Genomic DNA, 20,528 nt, shown 5'->3' with positions numbered 1-20,528 from the left:
CGCGCTTCGCCACACACGAAGGCAGAGAGATGGCTGCGCTACCTGAGGGCACACCCTGTTGGGCCGACGCGATGTTCACCGACCTGGAGGGCGCGAAGGCCTTCTACGGCGACGTGCTGGGCTGGACCTTCGGCGAGAGCTCGTCGGAGTACGGCAACTACACCCAGGCGTACTCGGACGGCAAGGCGGTCGCCGCGATCGTGCCGCCGATGCCCGGGGCCGAGGCCAAGTCCGCCTGGTGCCTGTACCTGGCCTCGCCGGACGCCGGCGCCACCGCGGCCCGGATCCGGGCCAACGGCGGCGAGGTGGTCATGGGGCCGATGCAGATCGGCGACTTCGGTACGTCGGTGATCGCCAGGGACCCGGCCGGCGTGGCGTTCGGCGTCTGGCAGGCCGGCCGGCACGAGGGCTTCGAGAAGCAGGGCGAGCCCGGCGCCTACAGCTGGGCCGAGGTGGTGACCCGCGAGCCGGCCCAGGCCGACGCCTTCTTCCCCGCGGTCTTCCCGTACGGCGTGAAGACGATGGCGGGCGGGGAGTACGACTACCGGATGTTCCAGGTCGGCGAGCGGGTCGTGCTGGGCCGGATGGCGGCGGAGGGCGACTTCCTGCCGCCCCAGGCGCCCTCGTACATCAGCGTCTACTTCGCGGTGGACGACACCGACGCCGCGATCGCACGTCTGACGGCGCGCGGCGGCAAGGTGTACTTCGGCCCGATGGACAGCCCGTTCGGCCGGTTCGCGGCGGTCGGCGACCAGCAGGGCGCGGCCTTCGGGCTGATCGACCTGGGGCGGACGGTCGGCGAGCAGCCGGAGACGGCGGACGTCTGATGGAACGGCGAGCGACGGGGCGGCGAGCGACGGGGACGGCCGCCGGTGGGTGAGCGCGAGGAACTCGTCGAGACGTTGGACAAGCACCGCGGACTGCTGCGGCGCACCACCCGTGACCTCACCGACGCGCAGGCGGCGGAGCGCACCACGGTCAGCGAGCTGACCCTCGGCGGTCTGGTCAAGCACGTGGCGGCGGCCGAGGCGCGCTGGGCGCGGTTCATGACCGGTGGTGCGGAGGGGATACGGGGCCGGGACGGGGAGCACGGCCCCGACAACCAGGAGGCCTGGGCGGCCCAGTTCAGGATGGTGGAGGGCGACACACTGGCCGGGCTGCTCGCCGAGTACGAACGGGTGGCGCGCGGGACGGACGAACTGGTCGGGAGCCTGCCCGACCTCGACCTCGCCCACGAACTGCCGCGTGCGCCCTGGTTCCCGCCGGGCACGGCCTGGTCGGCCCGGCGGGTGCTGCTGCACCTGATCGCCGAGACGGCGCAGCACGCCGGACACGCGGACATCATCCGCGAGTCGCTGGACGGGGCGAAGTCGATGGGCTGAGCGGTGCCGGCGGGCTGCGGGGCTGCGGCCGGCTGCGGGGTGTCGGCGGGCTGAGCGGTGTCGAGGGTGCGGGACCGCCGTCAGGGCAGTTCCACACCGAGGAGTCCGCGCAGCGCCAGGTCGCCGTCCGGGGTGACCCGCAGGGCCCGGCCGGAGCCGATCCGCTCCACCCAGGCGCGGTCCAGGGCGGCCCGGCAGAGCGCCGCGCCCAGCGCCCCGCCCAGGTGGTTGCGGCGCTCCGTCCAGTCCAGGCAGCTGCGCACCACCGGCCGTCCGCCCCGGTGGCCCGCGCGCGGCGGCAGCTCGATCCCCTGCGCGGCCAGCCAGTCCCGGCCGAGCCCGGTGACGGCGATCCCGCCCTCCTCGGTGACCAGGCCGCGGGCGAGCAGCGCGTCCGAGACGGCCACGCCGAGGCGCCCGGCCAGGTGGTCGTAGCAGGTGCGGGCACGGGCCTCGGCGCTCAGCCGGGTGGCCTCGCCCAGGTTGCGGGGTGCGCTCGCGGGGCCGGGGCGGGACTCGGCGAAGACGGTGAGGTCCTCGATCAGGGTGGCCACCGCGGGGGTGGCCAGCCGGACGTACCGGTGCCGGCCCTGCCGCTCCTCGGCCAGCAGCCCGCCCGCGATCAGCCGGGACAGGTGCTCGCTTGCCGTGGACGGTGCGACGCGTGCGTGCCGGGCCAGTTCGCCGGCCGTCCAGGCGCGGCCGTCGAGCAGCGCGGTGCAGATGGCGGCGCGGGTGGGATCGGCGAGCAGGGCGGCGAAGGCGGCGAGCGTCATGCCTCCATGGTCGGGGCACGGGGGCTCGGACGGAGGCGGGGGCCTGTGCGGAGGCTGGAGCGGGTGCGGAGGCGGGGCCGCGTGGGGAGTCGTGGGCGGTCGCAGCGGCGGGGCCGCGTGGGGAGGCGGGGCCGGGGACATGCCTCCAGGGTCGCCCCGGCACGGTTCGGCCGGGGCCGAAACGACCCGGGACCACGATGACGGCATGAGCGAAACCACGGTGGTCCCCGGCCCGGCGACCCTGACCTTCTCCCGCTACGACGACGTGACGGCGGCCCTGGCCGACCCGGCGCTGGTCCCGCTGCCCGCCGCCCCCGGCGCCGCCCCAGGCACGGTGGCCTGGCTGCGCTCCGCCGTCGCCCGGTTCAGTTCGGGCGAGCCGCACGCCCGGCGCCGGGCGCTGGTGCTGGCCGACCTGGAACGGCTGGATCCGGCCCGGCTGCGGGTGGCCGCGGCCGGTGGCTTCGAGCCCGACGTACGGCTGCGGGTCGTCCGGGTGCTCGCGGCGGAGCTCGGCCTGGCCGACCCGGAGGCGGTGGCGCGGGACGTCGCGACGGTGGCGCGGGCGTACTTCGCCGACGAGCCGGCCGACCCGGAGGCGGACTCGGCGGTGGCCCGGCTGCTGCCCGCGATGGGGGACCGGGACGAGGAGACGGCCGCGAACCGGATCGGCCTGCTCGTCCAGGCCTGCGACGCCACCGCCGCGCTGGTGGAGTCCGCCCGCCGGCACCGGGACGGGCTGAACGGCGTGCTGCGCGCGGACCCGCCGCTGCGGACGATGCGCCGGCTCGCCGCCCGGGCGACCGAGGTCGGTGGCGTCCCGGTACCGGCCGGGAGCAGGGTCCTGCTCGACATCGGGGCCGCCCAGGCCGGTGCGCCGGAGGGCGTCGCGCTCACCTTCGGCGCTCCGCCCCGGGGCTGCCCCGGCCGCTCGCAGGCCCTGGTCATCGCGGAGGGCGTCCTGTACGGCGCCTCCGACCCGGCGGACACCGGGACGTCCGCCGACACGCCGCCGAAGCAGGGCCTGGCAAAGGCCGAACTCGCCGCGCTGGTACCGGAGATGGTCGACTATGTACTCGCGTCGGCGGCCGGCTGGACGGCCTGGGACGGCCGTCCGGTCGTCAACGGTGACGGCCGAACCTATGCTCCGCACAAGGTGGTTCGCCGCATCGCCGACCATCTCGTCGACCATCTGGCGGAGTTGGAGGCCAGGCTGGCCGGAGAGCCGACCGAGCCGGACCACTGGCACGCCTCCGGCATCACCACCCCGGCCGACCTCGCCCCGTTCACCGCCGCCGACCTGGACGAGGCCCGCAGCCGGCTGACCAGGCTGGCCGGGATCTGGTCCCGGCGGGTCGCCGCGCTCCCCGACGAGTGGCTGGACGACTCGCCGGGTACGGGCTGGAGTTTCCGGCAGATCGTCTGCCACGTCTCCGGGGCCGGGTACTACTACGCGGACTCGGTCGGGAGCCTGACGGACCCGGTCGGGAGCCTGACGGACGGCCCGAGTGACCCGAGTGATCCGAGTGACCCGAACGAGCCGGAGGAGACGACCCGATGACCCCCTTCACCGCCCTGCACCACCGGCCCGGCCACCCGCTGCTGCTCCCCAACGCCTGGGACCACGCCTCGGCCGTCGCCCTCGCCGCCCAGGGCCACCCCGCGATCGGCACCACCAGCCTGGGCGTGGCGGCCGTCGCCGGCCTGCCCGACGGCGCCGCCGCCACCCGCGCGGAGACCGTACGGCTGGCGCGCCGGCTCGGGCGCCGCGGCTTCCTGCTCAGCGTCGACGCGGAGTCCGGGTTCAGCGACGACCCGGACGAAGTCGCCCGGCTGGCAGTCGAGTTGGCGAAGGCCGGCGCGGTCGGCATCAATTTGGAGGACGGCCGGGCGGACGGCACGCTGACCCCGTCCGACCGCCACGCCGCGAAGATCGCGGCGGTGAAGCAGGCCGCGCCGGAGCTGTTCGTGAACGCCCGCACCGACCCGTACTGGTGCGGGCAGGACGCCCCCGAGGCGGAGACGCTCCGGCGCCTGGCGGCCTACCAACAGGCGGGCGCGGACGGCGTGTTCGTCCCCGGGCTGACCGATCCCGTGGTCATCGCCCGGTTGGTCGGCGAGCTCGCCGTCCCGCTCAACATCCTCTGGTCGCCGGCCGGCCCCGGCCTCCCCGAGCTGGCCTCGCTCGGGGTGGCCCGGGTCAGTCTGGGCTCGCTGCTGTACCGCGCGGCGCTGGCGGCGGCGCTGGCCACGGCGGCGGCCGTCGCGGCGGACGAGCCGGTCGCCCCGGTACCCGGGTACGCGGAGGTGCAGGCGCTCAGCGGGAGTTGAGCGGGGTGCTCGGCGGGCGCCGGTCGGAGTGTCCGGCCGTCATCGGGGTCCGGGGCGGGGGCTGAGGGGTGCTCAGCTCTTGCGCCGGGCCGTCAGGGACGCCTCGATCCCGTTCAGGATGACGGTGATGCCGCGGGTGAAGCTGGTGTCCCGGCCCGCGGCGACCTCCTCCGGCACCTCGGTGGTGTACAGCCGGTGCAGCCGCGGGAACTCCTTGGTGGCCTCGATGACTGCGGGCAGCAGCTGGTCCATCCACTCCTGCTCGTCCTGGCCGCTGCGGGCCAGTGCGCTCACCCAGGAGGCTTCCACGCAGGCCGTCCCGATGGTGTAGCCCATCACCGCGCTCATCGCGTCGCTCGCCTCGCCGGTTTCGAAGCCGTCCGTCTCCAGTACGACCAGGAAGGCCTCGGAGAGCCGCATCCAGTTGGGGCCGAGGTAGATCATCCCGACGTCGCCGATCACCGAGACCATCCACGGGTGTCGCATGATCGCGGCGCGCATGCTCTCGGCCAGCTCCATGACCGTCGCGCGCCAGGCCCCGGGCTGCTCGGAGCCCTCGGCCCCGGGCAGCGGGAGGCTGCCGAAGACCTGGTCGACGACCAGGGCGAGCAGTTCGTCCTTGTTGGAGACGTGGGTGTACAGCGAGGTCGCGCCGGCGTTCAGGCGGGCGGCGAGCTTGCGCATGCTCAGCGCCTCGATGCCGTCGGAGTCCAGCAGCGCGAAGGCCTCGGCGACGATCTGCTCCCGGCTGAGGGTGGGCTGTTCCCGTCGCCGCTGGGGGCGGTTCCACGGCGTGGGGATGCCTGCTGTCGTACCTGTCGTACCGCCCTCTGATGTGGCCGCCATCGGGCCCTCCTCACCAATCGTCCGGACCCGGTCCGGTTCGGCGCAGCTCGCCGCAGGTTGCTGCGAACAGTGTACGGCGAGGAGAACAGTGTGCGGAGTGCGAACGGTGTACGGCATTGCGAACAGTGTTCGGAGTCCGTACAGTGTTCGGAGTGGCGCACACCGTTCCCCTGGGGACGGAGGGCGGTGTGTGCCGCGACGACTTCTGCGCGGCACCGGTCACAGTCACGGCTACGGCCACGGCCGCCACCGCCTGCGCGTCATTCCGAAGCTCGAAGGGGGAAACGCCGTGGAACGTCATCCGCAGCGCTGGCTCATTCTGATCGTGCTCTGTCTCAGCAGCCTGGTGCTGGTGATCGACAACATGGTGCTCACGGTGTCCATCCCGCCGATCGCGGAGGACCTCAAGGCCGGGGCACAGGACATCCAGTGGATCATCGACTCGTACATCCTGGTCTTCGCCGGCCTGCTGCTCACCTCGGGCAGCCTCTCCGACCGCTTCGGACGGCGGAAGGTGATGATCGTCGGACTGGCACTGTTCGGCGCCGCCTCGCTGGTCGCGGCGTACGCCGGCAGCCCCGGTGAACTGATCGCCGGGCGCGTCCTGATGGGCGTCGGCGGCGCGCTGGTCATGCCGAGCACGCTCTCGATCCTGATCACCGTCTTCGACGACGAGGAGCGCCCGAAGGCGATCGCCGCCTGGACCGCGGTGGCCATGGTCGGCCTGGTCGGCGGTCCGGTGCTGGGCGGCGCGCTGATCGCGCACTTCTGGTGGGGCGCGGTCTTCCTGCTCAACGTGCCGATCGCGGCGGTCGCCATCCTCGCCGCGGTGCTGCTGATGCCGGAGTCCAAGGGACCGTGGCGCCGGCCCGACCTGCCGGGCATGGTGCTGTCGATGGTCGGCATGACGGCGCTGGTCTGGTCGATCATCGTGCTGCCCCGGGACGGCTTCACCAGCGCCGGCACCCTCGGCGGGTTCGTCCTCGCCGCAGCTGCGCTGACCGGGTTCGCCGTCCGCCAGGTCCGCACCGGCTCGCCGATGGTTCCGCTCAAGCTGTTCCGCAACCGGGTCTTCACCGGCGCCAGCTTCTCGCTCGTCCTGCTGACCTTCGCCACCGGCGGACTGATGCTGGTCCTCACCCAGTACCTCCAGTTCGTGCTGGAGTTCTCGCCCACCGACACCGGCCTCGCCTTCATCCCGCTGGCCATCGCCTCGCTGGTGTTCAACGCGATCGGCGCGGTGATCGGCAAGAAGGTCCCGGCGCGGGTGCTCACCTCGATCGGCATGCTGGTCATCGCGGCCGGCTTCGGGCTGCTGGCCACCCTCTCGGTCGGCGACGGCTTCACCAAGGTCGGCCTGGCCATGCTGGTGCTCGGCATCGGCTCCGGCCTCGGCATGCCGGCCGCCGCCAACGCGCTCATGGGCGCCATCCCCGGTGAGCACGCGGGCGTCGGCTCCGCGCTCAACGACACCATCCAGCAGTCCGGCGCGGCACTCGGTGTGGCCATCCTCGGCACCGTGCTCTCCGGCACCTACACCGGCGCGATGCCCGACTCCGCCCCCGCCGCCGCCCGCCACGACATCACCGGCGCCCTCGCGCTGGGCGGCTCCACCGGGGACGGCGGACTGGTCGCGGCGGCCCGGGAGGCGTTCAACACCGCCACCTCCACCACCTTCACGGTGGGCGGCATCGCGGTCCTCGCGGCCGCGGCGCTCACCCTGGTACTGATGCGCGACCCGCGGAAGGCCACCGGAGGCGGGGCCGAGGCTCCGGCGGTGCCGGACGTCGAGCCGGTCGCCTGACCCCGGCCTCGGTCCTTGGTCTTCGGCCTTGGCCCGATGGCCCGATCCATGGCCCTGACCGCCCCCCGCCCCGACCGCCCCGACCGCCCCGACCGCCCCGACCGCCCCGACCGCCCCGTGCGGCCGGGGCGGTCGGCGTCCGCGCGCCTCCGGCCCGCCCGGCGCGTAGCCTCGCGTCATGTCCTCCGAGTACCTGGAGCGCGCGTCCCGGCTGCCCGGCGCGGTCGTCTGGACGAAGCAGGCCCTCGGGCGTACGGGCGCCGACGGGGCCGGCCCCGTCCTGCCCGACGGCTGCATGGACCTGCTGTGGACGCGGGGGCGGCTGCTGGTCGCGGGGCCGGACACCCGGGCCTTCCGCCCAGGCCCCGGACTGCGCGGCCCCTGGGCCGGGGTGCGCTTCCGCCCCGGCGCGGCTCCCGCCCTGCTCGGCGTCCCCGCGCACGAACTGCTGGACCACCGCGTCGAGTTGGCCGATCTGCGGCCTGCCGCCGAGGTGCGTCGCCTCACCGAGCGGATCGACGCGGCCCCCGACCCGGCCGCCGCGCTGGAGTCCCTGGCCCTGCACCTGGCGGCCGGAGCGCGGCCCGAGGACCCGCGGATCCGGGCGGTGGCCGACTCGCTCGCCGCCGGACGGTCCGTCGCCGCCACGGCCGAGGCGGTCGGCCTCGGAGCCCGCCAGCTGCACCGCCGCTCACTGACCGCCTTCGGCTACGGTCCCAAGACCCTCGCCCGCATCCTGCGCATGCAGCGCGCCCTCGCCCTGGCCCGCTCCGGCGTCCCGCTGGCCGACACGGCGGCTCGGGCCGGCTACGCGGACCAGGCCCACCTGGCCCGCGACGTACGGGAGTTGGCGGGCATGCCGGTGACCGCCCTGCTGCTCGGATAGTCCCGCTACAGCGGCGCGAGCAGGTCCACCCCGTTGCCGTCCGGGTCGTGCACCACGGCGTACCGCTGCCCCCAGAAGGCGTCCCACGGCTCCAGCTCCCCGTGGTACCCGGCGCCGGTCAGCTCCTCGTACAGCGCGTCCACCTGCGCGGGGCCCGCACAGCGGAACGCCAGCGCGGCCCGCGTGCCGCCGCTCGGCGGCTGCCAGGAGGGATGGAACGACCGGATGGTGGACTCGGCGTCGAGCACCAGGAGCAGCCCGCCGGGCAACTCGGCCTCGACGTGCGGCTCGCGTTCGGCCCCCTCGGGGAACTCGATCCCCAGCCGCCGGTAGAAGGCGACCGAGGCGGCCACGTCCGAGACGGCGAGACCGATGAAGGCGAACTGCGGTGCGGAAGTGCTGTTCATGCCCGCCACGCTAGGCGCTCCCGCCCGCCCGGTCTTGAACGAATCGGACACCGGGCGGCTGCCCCTGCCCCTGCCCCTGCCCCTGCCCTTGCCCCGGCCCCGGCCCTGCCCGCCGGGTCCGGGACCGGTGCGCGGCGCGGGGGCGCTACACCGCCGCCCACCGTCGCAGCGTGGCCGACGCCGTCGCGGCGTCGGCGGCGGGCAGCTTGGCGATGCGTGCCGCGTGGGTGCCCCCCGGCACCTGGAACAGGTAGGAGTCCCGGGAGCCCCGGCCCAGCCGGAACGGCTCGGCCACCGACGGGTCGGCGCCGCCGTTGACGAACATCAGCCGGTCACCGTGGGTGCGGACCCACCGGTCCACGTCGCGCATCGCCTGCGGCTGGTAGCGCAGCGGGACGTCACGGGGGACGAAGGTGCGCGGCTCGGTGGCGCCGGGGTAGCGGAGCAGGCCGTCCAGGTGGGCCGTCTCGACCGGGAAGTACCCCAGCTGGGTGCCCAACTGGTAGAAGTACGGGACGAACTCGTTCGCCACCGAGTCCGCGTAGACCTGGAGTTGGGCGACGTCGGAGAGCCAGCCGTACAGCGTGTCGTCGGAGGCGTCCGGAGCCGGCACGGCCGGGCAGGCGGCCTGTCCGCGGCCCTGCCAGAACATGAACGGTGCCCGCAGCACGGCGATCTCGAAGGCCTTGTCGGCACTGCCGACCAGCCGGAAGCCGTCGCCCCGGGAGTCCGCCCACGCCTGGTACCCGGCGACCAGGGCGGTGCGGCGCTCCAGCAGGGCACGCTGGGCGGCCTGGAGGGCGCCGCGGCATTCGGGGGTGCCGACGGTGCGCAGGAAGTCGAGGTAGGCGGAGTCCTCGTGGTCGTCGACGTTGTTCGGCGCGGAGTAGGCGACCGAGCCGGCCACGTCCTGCGGGTAGAAGCGACGGTGGTAGACGGTGGTCATGCCGCCCTTGCTGCCGCCGGTGGAGATCCAGGCCGCCCGGTAGACCGCGCGCAACGCCTCGACCACGCGGTGGTGGTCGGCCGCGGCCTGCCGGATGTCGAGGTCGGTCCAGTCCGCGGACTCGGGCCGGGAGGTGCCGAAGAACCGCTGCTCCGTGCTCACCTGGTTGGCGTCCAGCAACTCGGTGGGCTCCACGCGGAACTGGGCGGTGGAGACGGCGTAGCCGCTGGTGTACAGCACGGTCGGCCGGTCCGTGCCCCGGTGCAGGAGCGTGAGGCGCTGCTCGAAACCGCCCTTCTCCGGGTGCCGGTGGTCGGTGGGCTGGTGCAGCGTCAGGACGAAGAAGCGGAACCCGCTCGCGGCCTGCTGCTCCTCCACGACGCGCAGACCCGGCACCGCCTCGATGGCCGCCCGGATGTCGGCCGGTCCCGTCTCCTGCGCGGCCGCGGCGGGCCCCGCGGCCACACCGGCCAGCAGCACCGCCACGGTGGCCTGCGCCAGCACCTGCCCGATACGCCTGAACAACATGGTCGCCTCCCCGGTCGTGATGCCCCGAGTCAACCGGGCCGACGACGGCCACGGATCCCGCCCCGGCGGGTCCGCGGCTCCCTCCCGGGAGGGAGCCGCAGCAGGTCGAGATGCCTTTCTCCGGGCCGGCGCACCGTGAAGTCGCGGCTTCGATGGCGGGGCCGCCATGCCGCCCCTGCCGCGAAGTGACCCCATCACTCGGACGAGTGGTACGTGGGCATCCTTGCGCAGGATTCGCCTGAGCAGTTGCGACAGTGGGATGTCAGTCGGCTCCGACCCTCTCGCGGTCTGCCGCAGTGTCGGCTGCCGATGAAACGTACGCACCGTTCACGCGGGCGGCGTGCCCGTCAGATCGAGGAGTTGTCCGAGTATGTCCGAAGTCACGACGTCGGGAACCTGGACTGCCATCACCCCGACCCCGCCCAACGTCTCCGGCCTCAACACCGGCCACATCGCCTGGGGCACCCCCGCGGGTGGGGGCGGCAAGAGCGGCTACTCGTTCTCCGGCCGCACGATCGAGGTGAAGAGTGACGGCACGGAGGTGACACTGGGCACCTTCACCCACCAGAACTTCCCTATCTACGGCGGTGGCGTCGACCAGTTCGATGTCGATCTCGTGGTGCGTATTCGCTTCGAAGAGGACGTCGAGGACCGAGAGTTCAGCTTCAGGTTCCACCACTTCGAGACCCCCAACGACGGCCCCACGCCCGACGACGAGGTCGACCTGCCCACCCGGGTGTCCCCGGAGAGCGTGACCATCGACGGCGAGGAGTACGCCGCCGTGATCACCGGCTTCAAGCGCAACGGCGAGATCGTCAACAAGTTCCACAGCCCCGAGAACGGCTCCAACAGCGCCGACATCGTCGCCGTGCTCTCCCGCGTGGGCGCCCCGGACGTGGTCATCACCGGCGTCTGCCACAAGGGCGGGGTCAAGTACACCCAGGCCGACGAGTACGTCGAGATCGTCAACCAGGGCACGGCGCACGCGGACATCTCCGGCTGGCTCCTCCACGCCGACGACCCCGGCCAGAACTTCACCTTCCCTCCCGCTACCACCCTCAGGGCCGGCCAGCGGATCCGGGTCTACACCAACGAAGTCCATGCCGAGTGGGGCGGCTACTCCTATGGCAGTGGACGCGCCGTCTGGAACGACAAGGGCGACACCGCGTACCTCGTCGACGCCGAGGGCGCGGCCGTCTTCGACTACGGCTACGGCACCGAGGCTCCCTGAACCACCGCCCCGGCCGAACGGGGGGCTGGCCACCTTCGGCGAGGAGCCCGACGCCGGAGCGATCTCGGCGACCCCAACCACGAGACGACGAAGGCCCGGACCGCAGTGCGGTCCGGGCCTTCTGCCGGCGGAGGATACGAGATTCGAACTCGTGCGAGGGTGAACCCGACACGCTTTCCAATTCTCCTCGGAAGTGTCCGGTCGGGTATGTCACCGTCCTGACCTGTGGTGAAGCGAATCCGGGGCCATCGACTGAACCCCAGCGGACGGCAGTGAATGAGACCAGAGCTGAGACCACGATCCTGTTCTGGGGCCTCCGTCATCGCAGTTGCTCGTCGGGCGGCGATTTGTGTCCTCGGGCCCCACGGGTCGCGGGCCGCGCGTCCTGAGGGAGCGGGGCTGTGCTGCGGCGGGAGCGGCAGGTCGCCGTCTGATCCAGGAGGCAGCAGAAGGGGTCGGAAAAAATAAAGGAGCAGTGGCCACAATGTGGCGAGTGCTCCTTTAAGTCTGTCTAGAGAGTAGCACACCAGCATGGAACGCGCGGGAAGGCGATCCATGGCCCCGTTAGAGTGCTGCGGTGAGTTCTCCAGCAGTGGATACGGTTGCCCAGCACGTCCTGGCACGTATGGTCGACTACTTTCAGGATGCGGGAACGCCATGGCCGCGGCGTCTGTGGGATGTCGGCTCCGTCCTGGCGCTGGAGGAGCTGTGGGAAGCCTGCCGCTGGCAGGCCCGCAACGTGCTGTCGTCCACGGCCTGTGACTGGCAGCGCAACGAGCTGAGCGCGCTGATCGGCCCGGACCGCGGGCTCGGTGCGAAGGACCTGCGCAAGGAGATCACCGAGCTGCTGAAACGCTCGCTGGTGGACCCGAGCCCTGAGCACCGCCGCCTGAAGGTCATCATCGAATACGCCCGGGAGGGTTACCTGGAGCGGTGGGCCGACGCCGTCAAGGCGGGCTCGGTCAAGCCGGAGCGGCTGTCCCGCACCGTGGCCGCGCACCTGCTGGACATCGGATACAGCAGCAGCTACCTGCTGGCCTGGGCTCGGCAGACCGCCCGGTCCGGTCCGACGACGGTGGACGTCGTTCTCGCGGCCGCCGAGCTGGCGGCTCAGGGTCGGCGCGACTTCGAGGTGCTGATCGCCTTGGACAAGGTGCCCCGCCGCGACCTGGCCGAGCCACTGCCGAGCTGGCGCAGCAAGGGCGCGGTCGTTGCGTGGCTTCGGGAGAACGGACACGACACGACCGGTTTCCGGGCCGGAGGCGGGTTCGTCTACACGGTGCCCGCCTGGGATGCCTATGGCGCGGCCGGCCAGGCTCGGCAGTTGTTGGAGCGGATGACGGCACGGGCAGAGTTCCTGCGCAAGGACCGCGGAGGGGTCTCGCCCTTGCCGTCGATCTGGGTCGCCGGCCACCGCGCCCCGGTGCCGCTCAGTCCTCCCGCCCGCGGGGCGGACGTACTGTCCCTGGTCCACGAAGGCCACCTCTACAAGGTGGAAGGCCACCGGACCCGCATCGATGACGCCCTGGAGCTGGCGGCTGCGGTCAATCGCGGTGCGCTAACCCCGGCCGTCGCCGGCGGCTGGGCCGCCGTCGAGTCGTTGCTGTCACACCCGGACGACCCGAAGGGCGAGGAACGCTCCGGGAAGGCGGTCGCAGCCGACCGGCTGGCCGCCATACTCGCCTGCTCCTGGCCCCGAGCTGAACTCACCACCCTTGCTCACCGGCACGCCCCTGTCCAACCCGACGCCCTTTCCACAGCAGTTGCTGCGGCCGACACCAACCTGCGCTGCTGCCAGCTCATCGTGGAGGCGCTCATGACCGGTGGCGCCGACGCCCTCGCGCTGACCAAGAGCACCAAGCTCTCCGACCGTGCTGCCGCGGACCGAATGGCCGCCTTGATCGTTGCCCCCACGCAGCAGCTGCAGCAGGTCAACAAGGCTTTCCGGATTGCGCTGCGGCGGCTGTACCGGACGCGCAACATCATCCTGCACGGCGGCTCCATCGACGGAGTCGCACTGGAGGCGTCGCTGCGCACCGCCGCGCCCTTGATCGGCGCGGGGCTGGACCGTGTCGTTCACGCCTACTACACCGAGGGGCTTGAACCCCTTGACCTTGCCGCCCGTGCCGAGGTCGCCCTCCAACTCGTCAACGGCGAGACCGGCCTGAGCCTCGTGGAGCTGCTGGAGCCTCGCCGCCGCTGACTGGGAAGGTCCGTTTACTGCTCGGTTTTCCCGACCGCGTCATCGATCAGCTCGGGGGCTGGGATCCGGGCACCTCCGCGCGCATGCGCGCCAGGTACCTCCGTGCGCTACGCGGGCATCACCCCGTGGATGCGGGAGAGGGTGAACACCCGCTCGTCGTTCCGCAGGTGGCACCAGGCATGGAGGTAGGGGGCGTCCAGTTCGAGCCGGCTGAGGGTGCGGACCGTCGTGTTGCCCGACGTCGCGACGTACTCGATCGTGATGGCCTGGCCGTCGTTGACGGCATGGGCCAGCTGACGGACATCGGTGAAGAGCAGGTTGCGCGCGTATCCTGCGATGATCTCCTCGGTGTCGCTGTCGTAGGGGCGGTTGTCCCACGGGTCGGGCTCTGGGATGTCCTGCGGGGCGCCCCGAAGCCGGGCGGCGAGGGAGGGCAGGTCGACGGTCGTCCGGGCGTTCGTGGTGTGGGCGTCCGCGTGCTGTGCGCGGGATCTGCCGGCGGATGGGCGCGGGGGTGGGAGGGGGTTCGCCGCGCGGGGGCGTTGGGCCCGCTCGATGCGGACGGACCCGTCGGGTTTCTCGGCGACAGGGGCGTAGCCCGCGGACCGCAGTGCCGCGAGCGTCTTGTCCAGTGGGGTCCGGCTGATCAGCACCGTCGGTGCCAGCAGCCGCAGGCCGAGCTGGGTGAGCTTGCGGTGCGCGGCCAGTTCGGCCAGGAGGGCGGGCTCCTCGCCGTGGATCACACAGGCCGCGGAGACGACGCGCATCCGACCGTGGCTGCGCGCGGTGTCGTGGATCAGGTACGAGAGCGGCTGGGGAAGCGGTTCGACGGCGACGGCGGCCAGGTCGGCCGTGAGGGCGTCGGGGGTGAGACCGGCGTCGAGGGCGCGGCGGACGCTTCCCGGGCTGAACCGCCACACGGACGCCGCACCGGCGGTCTCCCGGTCCGCGACGGAGTCCAGCAGCGCGAGGAGGTGGGCCGACGGCGTGCCGGAGACCACGGCGGTGAGGTCGCTGCCGAAGCGGGCGGTCCCGCTGGCGGCGGGCAGCAGTCGTCGGCAGGCGTCGGTCAGGGCTTCGGCGTCGCCGGCGAGCAGGGCGGCCCCGATCGGGGACACGGACCCGAGGGCGAGTGCGCCGAGCAGTTCCGCCTCCCGGATCAGGGTGGCGAACGGCGTGGTGTCCTGGGGGAGTTCGTCGACGAGCGGGCGGAGCCACACGAGCAGCACCCCCAGGTCCGCCGAGTTCGCCGCGCCTTCGCCGGAGGGGAGCTGCGACGCGGCTGTGAGCAGCCCGTGTCGGGCTTGTACGCAGCCTCCGCAGGGCGGTGCCCCGGCGAGTGCCGGCAGAGCCTTCCCGTCCTCGTCGCGGCTTCCGCCGGGGGTCAGCGGGAGCGCCCACCACGCCTGGAGCAGCACGGCGAGTTGGCCGGTCGGTTCCTGCTCGGCCCAGGTGTCGTAGGACGCGGTCGCCGCGACCCGGTCGCCGTCCCGGGCCAGCAGTCCGGCCGCGCTCGCCGTCTCCAGCACGAGGCGTACCAGGATCTCGTCGCACCGCGCAGCTTTGCCGATCCGGGACAGCTCGCGGGCGCCGATCCCGCCGGCCTTGAGCCGGGCCGGTGGAGCGGCGGCGCACACCCCGAGGACGGACACGGCGTGGGCGGCGAACGCCATCGAGGCGGCCGCGGCTTCCCGGTCGACGTCCGCGACGGTGGCGGGCACCGACCGTACGCCGGGCGGGACGGGTGTGAACAGGGCGTGCCAGTCGGAGCCGCGCAGTGCGAGTGCCACCTCCGCGGGCATGCGGGCCGGCCCGTACCGGTGCTGGTCCCGGATCAGCAGCCCCCGTTCCACCGCCCACTGTTCGCCGGGCGTGGAGTCGGTCCGCGGAGCCCCGAACATGGTGAAGCCCAGTTGCTCCGGAGCCTCATGCGCCCGCCGTTCAAGGAGCTTCCGAGTGGCTGCGGGCGCCGTGGCCACCAGCGCGGCGACCCGAGCCGGGTCGCTGTGGTGGTCGATCAGCGCCGTCAGTCGCATCTCTTTCCTGTTGGCGGCAGGTTTGACGTCGAGTTTCGCCAACATGCGGGCCAGTTCGTCGGAGTTCGAGCCCGCGAGTAGTCGCGCGAGCGGCGCGTCGAGCCCCAGCGGTGCGTCCCACGCGTTCCGCAGCGGCGCGGCCATGTGCAGCAGGCCGTTGCCGTCGGGCCACACCAGAGCGCGATCGGCCAGTACTTCCAGGACGGCGGCCAATCCGTGGGCGCGTTCACCGTGCGTCGCGTCCAGGAGGCCCGCCAGATCGTCCCCTGACACACCCGTCAGCGCGGCGACGACCTCCGCCACCTGTAGGCACGGCAGCGCGAGCCGGGGCAGGACCAGCGCCACCGACGCCGGGCGCTGGAGCCGGTCCGCCAGTTCACCGACCGACCGCGGCTCCGGAGCCGACGCGGCGTCCGGGCGCGCAGCCAGGACCCGCTCCAACCCGGCCGCGTCCCGACCGCGCAGCCATGCGGTCAGTGCCGATCCGCTCTTCTTGCCGATGGGGACACCTCGCCACGTAGAAGGACGGCCTGCCCTGCCGGAGCCGACCCGGAGCACAAGGATGACCTACCAACGAGGGTGAGTGCGACGAAGGCCCGGACCGCTGAGCGGTCCGGGCCTTCGTGAAGGCGGAGGATACGAGATTCGAACTCGTGAGGGGGTGAACCCAACACGCTTTCCAATTCTCCCGAACGCCGTCCGCCGGGGTTCACGCCCGTCCTGACCTGCAGCGGAGTGGGCGGTGGGGCGACGGCTGAACCTGGCCGGACCAGGGTGAATGAGACCAAAACTGAGACCAGCAATGGCTCTCGAAGCGGTTGCGCTGTTCCGTTCGACGGGCTGGCCGCGGTCAGGTGAGCACGTATGCGTCGGGGGTCGGTGGTTACAGAGATCTGTCGGATCGGCTGCCCCTGTTCGGCCTCCGGAGTGTCCCGTGCCGTCGAGTCCGGGCGCGGATAGTATCCACGCCATGACGCAGAGTTATGGGCCGGTGCAGCGCAAAATCCTCGCCGCGCTGACCTCGGCACGGACTGTTGAGCCGTACCCGATCTGGATGACGTGGCGGGGCCTGGCAGCGCGCGTCTACGGTCGTACCTACGCGGTGGCCAGCGACATCGCGAACGTTCGTCGGGCAGCTCGCGATATGCGCGGCACGGTCACTTGTTTCAACTACACCAATGGGAAGCTGGCTGGTGCTGGTCTGAGGCTCACCCCAGAGCACCAGTGGCTACTTGACCAGGTGACTGCGCTGGCTCCTCAGCTTGGGTGGGCCGTCGACTCCCGTAACTATCGTCCACCGACCGCAGCCGAAGTGCAGGAAGCTTTCAGGCGAGGCTGCCTCGCCGATGGGGAAGTCAGAGTCGACCTCACCAAGGTCACCGGGATGGTCAACGCAGCATGCAAGTCCGCCTTCGATCCGTCTGAAATCGCCTGGCAACGGCTCGGCCGTGAAGAGCTCAACAAGCAGAAAAAGGCTCAGGAGCTGTCTCGCCTTGCTGCGGCTCTCAGACAACATGCGTCCAGGCAGAAACGGTTGGAGGCCGAGGCTCGGATGATCACGCTCGGCCCCTTCCGCGTTGATCCCACCGCGATCGAGTTCTGCCCCTGCTGCCAGCAAGGTGTTTCAGCCGACAGGATGCCGGAGCTGAGGGCGAACCTGCTCGGCGTGCGGCGTCCGTCGTTGATCCCGACCTGAGCCCTCGCGTTCGGAGCTTGCTGGGCGCGCAACATCGGTGCGCCGTCGATGGGCTGGTCTCACGACCAGGTGCCGACCAACACCGGCTCGGGCTGCAGTGCGATCCCGGTCGCGATCTCGACCTGGGCCGAAAGCTCGGCGAGGGCCCGGGCGAAGCCCGTCGCGGTCGCTCCGTCGTGGGCGGTGAGCGTGAGGGTGCGACGTTCTGAGCAGCGGATGCCGTCTGCGATCTTGTAGCCGGGGCGGTAGCCGATGTGTTCCAGCAGCCAGCCGGCGCTGGCTCGGAGCTGTCCGTCGCTGTCGGTGTGGGTGGGGCATCCGGCGGCGGACAGGCGGGTGGCCTGGGTGGCGGTGACGGGCGGGTTGACGAAGACCGATCCGGCCTGGCGGGCGGCGGGGCCGTGCGGGTTGAGGAGAAGTCCGCGGCGGTGGCGGTTGGCGAGAACGGCGGCCGTCACCTCGGCTACGGGCGGCCGGGTGCCGATGGATGTGCCGAGTTCGTCCGCGAGCGGCTGGTAGGTGACGGGGGCGGCCGGTGAGCGGGTGAGGTGGAACGTCGCGGTGAGGAGGGTCCAGCGGCCGGGGTTGCTCTTGAACCTGCTGCCACGGTGGCGCAGGCGGCATGCCTCGGCGGGCAGGGTCCGCATGCGGCCCATCTCCCAGTCCCACACCGTCAGGTGGTCGAGGGTGTCGGAGATCTGCTGGCCGTAGGCTCCGGCGTTCTGAACGGGGGCGGCGCCGACAGTGCCGGGTATCCCGGCCAGGCACTCGATCCCGGCCAGGTGCTCGGCGGCGGCCCAGGCGGTGAGGTCGGTGAGCGGGTGTCCGGCCTGCACGGTGACGTCGACCGTGGTGTCGTCCACGCGGCTGGCGGTGATGCCTCGGGTGTTCATGACTACGACGGTGCCGGGGTGTCCGGTGTCGGAGGCGATGACGTTGCTGCCGTGGCCCAGCACCACGGGTTCCTGTTCGTGGCGCTGCCCGATCGTCCTGACGGCGTCGGCCCAGTCGGCGGGGGTGGAGATCGTCAGAACGTGCTCGGCGGGTCCCCCGAGTCGCAGGGTGGTGAGGGACGCGAACGTGGTGCTGGGCACGGTAGGCCCTCCTAGGGTTCGTCGGTGATCGCCTTGAGGGCGAGGGTCCGCAGCGGGGCGAGGCGGGTGCGGTTGTCCTGGTGGTGGTAGACGGCGTTGGTGCAGATGGCCAGGTAGCGGCCGGTGGCCGGGGCGAGGTAGAGGCTGGTTCCGGTGAAGCCGTGGTGGTAGGCGACCCTGCCTTCGTCGGCGAGAATCCAGGCCAGGCCACGGTCGAGACCCGGCTCGATCTCGGCCTGCGGCTGCATGCTGTGGACGAGCCAGCGGCCCAGGGGCCCGCTGGTGGCGTGTGAGGTCAGCAGGCAGGTGGCGAAGGTGGCGAGGTCGGCCGGGGTGGTGAACACCCCGGCGTGGCTGGCGACTCCGCCGAGCAGGGTGGCGTTGTCGTCGTGCGGCATCCCCCACAACCGGGGCCCGCCGGCCAACCGCTGCTCGGTCGGGGCGACCTGAGCGGAGCGGGGCACCGATCCGTAGGTCGTGCTGGTCATGCCGAGGTCCTGCCAGAGCTCGGCCGCCAGCTCGTCCAGGCGCCGGCTGCGGTAGTGGGCCAGAGCCAGGCCGAGGAGGATGAAGCCGCGGTTGATGTAGCGGTGTGCGGCTCCGGGCTCGGCGATCAGGTCCTCGGCGCAGATCAGCTCGGCCAGCGGCTCGGGGCGGCCCCGGTACCGGTCGAGGCGGGTGTCGGCCCGCAGGCCGGAGGTGTGCGACAGAATCTGGCTGACCGTCACTTGGCTGCCGGGTGCCTCGGCCGGGATGCCGGGCAGCAGCTCGCGCATCGTGGTGTCCAGGGTGAAGCCGTCCATGTGGGAGGCGCCGGCCAGCAACCAGGTGGCCAGAACCTTGGTCAGCGACGCCACGTCGTACACCGTGTCCGGGCCCGGCCGGACGTCGCCGCACTCAGGGGCGACGACGCCGGAGGCCAGGTAGCCGGGCTCGGTGTCGAAGGTGCCGTGGGCGATGACTCCGCCGGGCACGGTGCCGTCTGCGGTCATCAGGTCCAGGCACTCGCGCAGGTCGGCGAGCGCGTTCGGCTTCCACGGCACGGTGTTGGTCACGGCTACTCCTGGTCGATCGTCAGGTGGGCACCGAGCGCGGCCAACTTCGGCAGCAGGCTGCCGTATCCGCGCCGCAGGTGGTACATCCCTCGGATCGTAGAGGTGCCCTCGGCGGCCAGGGCGGCGATCACGAGAGCGGTCACCGCCCGGATGTCCTCCCCGGCCACGTCGGCGCCGGTGAGGGCGGACCGGCCCCGGACGGTGATCACCGATCCGGTCGCGTTGACGGCGGCGCCGAACGCGGCCAAGGCCGGCAGGTGGGTGTCGCGCTGGGTGTAGATCCGCTCGTCGATGCGGGAGGCGCCCTCAGCCTGGGTGAGGAAGGCGGTCAGCTGCGGCTGCACGTCGGTCGGAAAGCCCGGGTGCGGGCCGGTGGCCATCTGTACCGGCCGTGGCCCGGCCGGGGTGCTGACGGCCGTTCCGGCGTCCAGCGGGTCGAGCTGGATTCCGGCGTCGGCGAACACCGACACCAGCCCGTCCGGGAACGCGGCCGGCGGGAAGCCGTCCAGGTGGACCGTGCCGCCGGTGATGGCGGCGGCCAGCGCGAGGGTGGCGGCCTCCAGCCGGTCCGGCGGCACTGTGAACACCCCGCCCCGGATGCGGTCGGTGCCGGTGACGTTCAGGGCCTTCCTGCCGCGCCACTCGATGCCGACGCCGGCCTGCGCGAGCAGGGCAGCGGTGTGGGTGACCTCGGGTTCCACACTGGGGTTGAGGATCGAGGAGGTACCCGGGATGCGGGCGGCCAGCAGCATCGCAGTGACCGTCGCGCCCAGGCTCGGCCCCCATGAGCGGGTCTCGGCGTCGGTGATGAACGGCAGCCGCTTGCCGGTGAAGCGGGCCCGAACCCGGCCCCGGTTCACCTCGACCTCGGCCCCGGCGGCTTCCATCGCGGCCAGATGCCGGTCAATGTAGCGGGCGCAGAAGGCGTCCCCGCCAGGGGTGGGGAAGGTGACCTTGCCGGTGCGGGCCAGCAGGGCGCCAGCCATCACGGCGGTGGTGCGGATGCGCCGTCCGAGGTCGTCGGGGATGACGGGGAAGTAGGAGTCGGCCGGGCGGGTGGCGAACTCGTCGCCGGTCACGGTGGCGCGGGTGCCGGTGCGGTGCAGGATGTCTGCGACGACCAGGGTGTCCAGGATCTCGGGTGCACCGGCCAGGGTGAGCGGGTCGTCGGCGAGGATCGCGGCAGCGTACAGGTGCAGGGCGATGTTCTTGCTGCCCTGGACGGTGGCGGTGCCGGTGAGGCGGCGGCCGCCGGTGATCCGCACGGCCCGCTCGTCGGTCGTCGTGGTGGTGGCGGTGGTGGGCAC

Annotated in this window: 17 protein-coding genes and 1 pseudogene; 10 read left to right on the top strand and 8 right to left on the bottom strand. The window is 72.5% G+C overall.

Translation table 11 applies throughout. The annotated features are described in order from the left end of the window. Positions 1–29 precede the first annotated feature (29 nt). Together ACIQOW_RS07250 and ACIQOW_RS07245 are read left to right on the top strand one after the other, a co-directional pair. Positions 30–827, top strand: a complete 798-nt coding sequence (locus ACIQOW_RS07250) for a VOC family protein (RefSeq protein ID WP_401080618.1) — start codon at positions 30–32, stop codon at positions 825–827. Positions 828–872: 45 nt separating this feature from the next. Next, positions 873–1,382: a DinB family protein gene (locus ACIQOW_RS07245; RefSeq protein ID WP_401080616.1), complete on the top strand. Its 510-nt coding sequence runs from the start codon at positions 873–875 to the stop codon at positions 1,380–1,382. A gap of 80 nt (positions 1,383–1,462) precedes the next feature. Here ACIQOW_RS07245 and ACIQOW_RS07240 read toward each other — a convergent pair whose 3' ends face one another. Continuing rightward, positions 1,463–2,158 (bottom strand): ArsR/SmtB family transcription factor, encoded by a 696-nt coding sequence (locus tag ACIQOW_RS07240; protein WP_401080614.1) that lies wholly within the window; start codon positions 2,156–2,158, stop codon positions 1,463–1,465. 205 nt (positions 2,159–2,363) lie between these two features. Between ACIQOW_RS07240 and ACIQOW_RS07235 the strand changes: the two genes are divergently transcribed. Next, the gene (locus ACIQOW_RS07235; protein ID WP_401080612.1) at positions 2,364–3,719 is read left to right on the top strand and encodes a hypothetical protein; all 1,356 of its coding nucleotides are present in this window, start codon (positions 2,364–2,366) and stop codon (positions 3,717–3,719) included. Beyond that, positions 3,716–4,489, top strand: coding sequence for an isocitrate lyase/phosphoenolpyruvate mutase family protein (locus ACIQOW_RS07230; protein WP_401080610.1), 774 nt, complete (start codon positions 3,716–3,718; stop codon positions 4,487–4,489). The genes ACIQOW_RS07235 and ACIQOW_RS07230 overlap by 4 nt, the downstream gene beginning before the upstream one ends. Before the next feature lie 72 nt (positions 4,490–4,561). Here the strand turns inward: ACIQOW_RS07230 and ACIQOW_RS07225 are convergent, their stop codons facing one another. After that, on the bottom strand, positions 4,562–5,335 hold the full coding sequence (locus ACIQOW_RS07225) for a TetR/AcrR family transcriptional regulator C-terminal domain-containing protein (protein ID WP_401080608.1): 774 nt from the start codon (positions 5,333–5,335) through the stop codon (positions 4,562–4,564). 289 nt (positions 5,336–5,624) lie between these two features. On the opposite strand from ACIQOW_RS07225, the gene ACIQOW_RS07220 reads away from it, so the two are divergent. Beyond that, positions 5,625–7,139 carry an MFS transporter gene (locus ACIQOW_RS07220; RefSeq protein WP_401080606.1) on the top strand — a complete coding sequence of 505 codons (1,515 nt, stop codon included), beginning with the start codon at positions 5,625–5,627 and terminating at the stop codon, positions 7,137–7,139. Positions 7,140–7,317: 178 nt separating this feature from the next. Further along, the gene (locus tag ACIQOW_RS07215; protein WP_401080604.1) at positions 7,318–8,025 is read left to right on the top strand and encodes a helix-turn-helix domain-containing protein; all 708 of its coding nucleotides are present in this window, start codon (positions 7,318–7,320) and stop codon (positions 8,023–8,025) included. A gap of 5 nt (positions 8,026–8,030) precedes the next feature. Here the strand turns inward: ACIQOW_RS07215 and ACIQOW_RS07210 are convergent, their stop codons facing one another. Then, the gene (locus tag ACIQOW_RS07210; protein WP_401080602.1) at positions 8,031–8,432 is read right to left on the bottom strand and encodes a VOC family protein; all 402 of its coding nucleotides are present in this window, start codon (positions 8,430–8,432) and stop codon (positions 8,031–8,033) included. A 145-nt stretch (positions 8,433–8,577) separates the two neighbouring features. Beyond that, entirely contained in the window at positions 8,578–9,906 is a 1,329-nt protein-coding gene (locus ACIQOW_RS07205) for a S28 family serine protease (protein ID WP_401080600.1), read from the bottom strand. A gap of 370 nt (positions 9,907–10,276) precedes the next feature. On the opposite strand from ACIQOW_RS07205, the gene ACIQOW_RS07200 reads away from it, so the two are divergent. From ACIQOW_RS07200 to ACIQOW_RS07190, 3 genes and pseudogenes are all read left to right on the top strand, one after another. Then, positions 10,277–11,137 (top strand): choice-of-anchor K domain-containing protein, encoded by an 861-nt coding sequence (locus ACIQOW_RS07200; protein ID WP_401080598.1) that lies wholly within the window; start codon positions 10,277–10,279, stop codon positions 11,135–11,137. A gap of 577 nt (positions 11,138–11,714) precedes the next feature. After that, positions 11,715–13,340: an integrase gene (locus tag ACIQOW_RS07195; RefSeq protein ID WP_401080596.1), complete on the top strand. Its 1,626-nt coding sequence runs from the start codon at positions 11,715–11,717 to the stop codon at positions 13,338–13,340. A 2-nt stretch (positions 13,341–13,342) separates the two neighbouring features. Then, positions 13,343–13,441, top strand: a pseudogene (locus ACIQOW_RS07190) (integrase); the annotation flags it as partial. Between the two features lie 6 nt (positions 13,442–13,447). Here ACIQOW_RS07190 and ACIQOW_RS07185 read toward each other — a convergent pair. Further along, the gene (locus ACIQOW_RS07185; protein WP_401080594.1) at positions 13,448–15,817 is read right to left on the bottom strand and encodes a helicase C-terminal domain-containing protein; all 2,370 of its coding nucleotides are present in this window, start codon (positions 15,815–15,817) and stop codon (positions 13,448–13,450) included. Between the two features lie 529 nt (positions 15,818–16,346). On the opposite strand from ACIQOW_RS07185, the gene ACIQOW_RS07180 reads away from it, so the two are divergent. Beyond that, complete coding sequence (locus tag ACIQOW_RS07180) at positions 16,347–17,072, top strand: hypothetical protein (protein WP_401080592.1); 726 nt, start codon at positions 16,347–16,349, stop codon at positions 17,070–17,072. A gap of 59 nt (positions 17,073–17,131) precedes the next feature. Here ACIQOW_RS07180 and ACIQOW_RS07175 read toward each other — a convergent pair whose 3' ends face one another. The 3 genes from ACIQOW_RS07175 to ACIQOW_RS07165 are packed head-to-tail and all read right to left on the bottom strand — an operon-like array spanning position 17,132 to position 20,528. After that, positions 17,132–18,166 (bottom strand): UDP-N-acetylmuramate dehydrogenase, encoded by a 1,035-nt coding sequence (locus ACIQOW_RS07175; RefSeq protein ID WP_401080590.1) that lies wholly within the window; start codon positions 18,164–18,166, stop codon positions 17,132–17,134. An 11-nt stretch (positions 18,167–18,177) separates the two neighbouring features. Next, a complete protein-coding gene (locus tag ACIQOW_RS07170; protein WP_401080588.1) occupies positions 18,178–19,221 on the bottom strand; it encodes a serine hydrolase domain-containing protein in 1,044 nt (347 codons plus the stop codon). A gap of 2 nt (positions 19,222–19,223) precedes the next feature. Beyond that, positions 19,224–20,528: a UDP-N-acetylglucosamine 1-carboxyvinyltransferase gene (locus ACIQOW_RS07165; protein ID WP_401080586.1), complete on the bottom strand. Its 1,305-nt coding sequence runs from the start codon at positions 20,526–20,528 to the stop codon at positions 19,224–19,226.

This window comes from Kitasatospora sp. NPDC091335 (assembly GCF_044757205.1).
GTDB lineage: Bacteria > Actinomycetota > Actinomycetes > Streptomycetales > Streptomycetaceae > Kitasatospora.
Note: the sequence above shows the minus strand (reverse complement) of the source record. Positions and strands in the feature narration are given on the sequence as shown.